A 370-nucleotide genomic window follows, 5' to 3' on the forward strand; every position below is an offset into this window, starting at 1 on the left:
CCGAACGGGACGTGGACGATCGCGTCGATCCCGCTGGTCGCGCTGCTGCTCGTGGCCGGCTGGAAGTGGTTGAGCAGTCGCGCGCGCCGTGGGTTGCTCAAGCCGACGATTCCGTCGGTCACGCTGACACGGCAAGTGCTCGAGAAGGGCGACAACTGAGCCGACGCGCAATCGGGGGACGGCCTGCGGCCCGATGCAGGCCGTCTCGCAGAAAAAGAGAAAATTCAATGGCACCGTTTGACGAAATGCTTGCAGGCGATCAGGTTCGCCCGCCCTATTCGCGAGTCAAGGCATGGCTCGACACGCAGAACCCTGCAAGCCTCGCCCAGAAAGCCCACGACGCGGAAGGCGTGTTCCGCAGGACCGGCAT

At 64.3% G+C, this 370-nt stretch carries 1 pseudogene; it reads left to right on the plus strand.

The features are described 5' to 3' along the window. A pseudogene (locus tag DIE16_RS37480) lies at nucleotides 1-159 on the plus strand (L-asparagine permease); the annotation flags it as partial. Nucleotides 160-370: the final 211 nt, after the last annotated feature.

Origin of the sequence: Burkholderia sp. Bp9090 (genome assembly GCF_003857985.1) — a bacterium.
Lineage (GTDB): Bacteria > Pseudomonadota > Gammaproteobacteria > Burkholderiales > Burkholderiaceae > Burkholderia.